3 protein-coding genes and 1 tRNA gene are annotated in these 1,991 nt (G+C 61.7%); 3 read left to right on the top strand and 1 reads right to left on the bottom strand.

Going from position 1 to position 1,991, the window contains the following annotated elements:
- Positions 1 to 120: 120 nt before the first annotated feature.
- The 3 genes from BRAO375_RS19495 (at position 121) to BRAO375_RS19505 (ending at position 1,781) form a co-directional block, all read left to right on the top strand.
- Positions 121 to 195 (top strand) — tRNA-Asn (locus BRAO375_RS19495).
- A 205-nt stretch (positions 196 to 400) separates the two neighbouring features.
- On the top strand, positions 401 to 904 hold the full coding sequence (locus tag BRAO375_RS19500; RefSeq protein WP_009029165.1) for an NUDIX domain-containing protein: 504 nt from the start codon (positions 401 to 403) through the stop codon (positions 902 to 904).
- Positions 905 to 935: 31 nt separating this feature from the next.
- Complete coding sequence (locus BRAO375_RS19505; RefSeq protein ID WP_009029166.1) at positions 936 to 1,781, top strand: GRP family sugar transporter; 846 nt, start codon at positions 936 to 938, stop codon at positions 1,779 to 1,781.
- Positions 1,782 to 1,810: 29 nt separating this feature from the next.
- Here BRAO375_RS19505 and BRAO375_RS38390 read toward each other — a convergent pair.
- Positions 1,811 to 1,991 (bottom strand): hypothetical protein (locus tag BRAO375_RS38390; protein ID WP_210161270.1); only part of this gene is annotated, 181 nt, incomplete at its 5' end.

The raw sequence follows: 1,991 nt of genomic DNA on the forward strand, positions 1-1,991 counted from the left end.
ACTGAAACTCCGTAGAATTGCCAAAACTCCGGCAATTGTCGCCAAGATGCGATTTCGTTCTATGCAAGGCGAAAAGGCTTTGTTATACGCAGCGCCGTTCGCGAAGATTGCTTCGCTTGTTCCTCGGTAGCTCAGCGGTAGAGCATTCGACTGTTAATCGAATGGTCGCTGGTTCGAATCCAGCCCGGGGAGCCATTCCGGCCCATGCCGAATGGTTCTCAACCCCCCTCCAGATCATCAACATGATGCGCAGCCCACCGGCAGATTGCCGATCTCGGGACGAGCCGTCGGTGACGTTTGCCGAGCACGCTGCACGGCAGCGGTCCTCGTTGCGCGCTGCTTGACGACACGTCAGGGCTCGGGCAAGCGGGATTGACCTGTTGCCGAGCGACGAGCCGCAATGCCGATTTCCGATCATCTCAAGGCCGTCCGCAGCAAGATCGGGCACGACCTGTTGGCGACAACAGCGGTGTCCATCTCCGTGTTCGATGAGGCCGGCCGCATTCTGCTCGGGCGCGACGCGGAAACGAACCTGTGGACCCTCCCCGGGGGTGCCATCGATCCCAACGAGCAGCCGGCCGACGCCGCCAGCCGCGAATGCTTCGAGGAGACCGGCCTCGTCGTACGACCGCAGCGGCTGCTGGGCGTTTTCGGTGGTCCGGAGTTTCTCATCCGCTATCCGAACAACGACCTGACCTATTACACCGTGATCGCGTTCGAAGCCGTCATCCTGGGTGGAGCGCTCGTCCCGGATGGCGACGAGATCGCGAGCCTGCGCTTTGTCGATCGGCAGGAATGGGAACAGCTGCCGGTATCGCCATCGAGCCGAATCATCTCGCGGCAGGCGTTCGCACACGACCAGGTCCCCTACTTCGCCGCAGCGGCCTGGCCGCCCGAGATCTGATTCGACGGATCGAGCAGCAAGGTTTGCGACATTGGATCCCCTCGCCGCGAGTCTGATGCTGCTGGCGGGTCTGCTTCATGCGACCTGGCACGCCATCGTGAAGATGGGAGCCGGCCTCTCGATCCTCGCGGGCATGGGTCTCGTGAGCAGCCTGGTCGCCCTGCCCGTCTTGTTCTTCGTCCCGGCGCCGTCCGCATCCACTTGGCGGATCATCTTCGTCTCGCTCGTCCTGCACGCCGGATACAAGGCAAGCCTCGCAGCAGCGTACAGATCTGCCGAATTCGGCCGTGCCTACCCGATCGCTCGCGGCACCGTGCCGTTGTTCGCGACGCTGTTCGCCTATGTGGAACTTCAGCAATTACCGGGACCGGGACAACTCATCGGCATTTCAGCGATCGTTCTCGGCATCTTCGGCCTCGCGCGCGACGGTCTGGACGGAATGATCGACCAGCGTGCGCTGTGGGCTGCGATCTGCGCGGCCGCGATGGTCGGCGGCTACTCGGTCGTCGATGCGTCCGGCACGCGCCAGCCCGAGGGCTGGGCGTCCTTCACGGCGTGGATCATCGTGCTCGACAGCGTCGTCTTCTTCGTTGTGGCAACCCTATACCAGGGGCGCACGATGTTCCGAGATCTGCGTCACGCGCTGCTCCCGGTGCTGATCGCGGGCCTTCTCGGCCTCACGTCGTTCGCCGTCTTCCTGTGGGCGTTGAGCCGCAATCCGATCGCCAACGTGGTCGCCTTTCGCGAATGCAGCGTGCTGTTTGCGACCCTGCTTGGCGTCTTGTTCTTGAATGAGCGAGCGACCCCGCGACGGATCGGTTGCGCCGTCCTGATCGCCACCGGCCTCGTAACGATCGCTTTGCTGAAGCCGTCCTGATGTGCGCAGCACAAGGGGGGCTCAGGACATCACGGTTCCATCTTCATCGTATTGTGCGCAACAGGCGGCGCTATGCGCCTTACGAAGATCGACGCCCGTAAAACTCCTGGTTGCAAAATCGAAACAACTAATTCAGTGTTAATCACTTTGTCATTTTCGAGTCTGAAGCCATTGTCTTCGTAGCGTGAGCGTCCTTCAGTCCCGCTGATA

Source organism: Bradyrhizobium sp. ORS 375 (genome assembly GCF_000239775.1).
In the GTDB taxonomy this organism is placed as follows: domain Bacteria; phylum Pseudomonadota; class Alphaproteobacteria; order Rhizobiales; family Xanthobacteraceae; genus Bradyrhizobium.

What these genes read in the sequence shown, in the direction of transcription:
- BRAO375_RS19500 (WP_009029165.1), top strand. Translation starts at nt 401, where the DNA reads ATGCCGATTTCCGATCATCTCAAGGCCGTCCGCAGCAAGATCGGGCAC.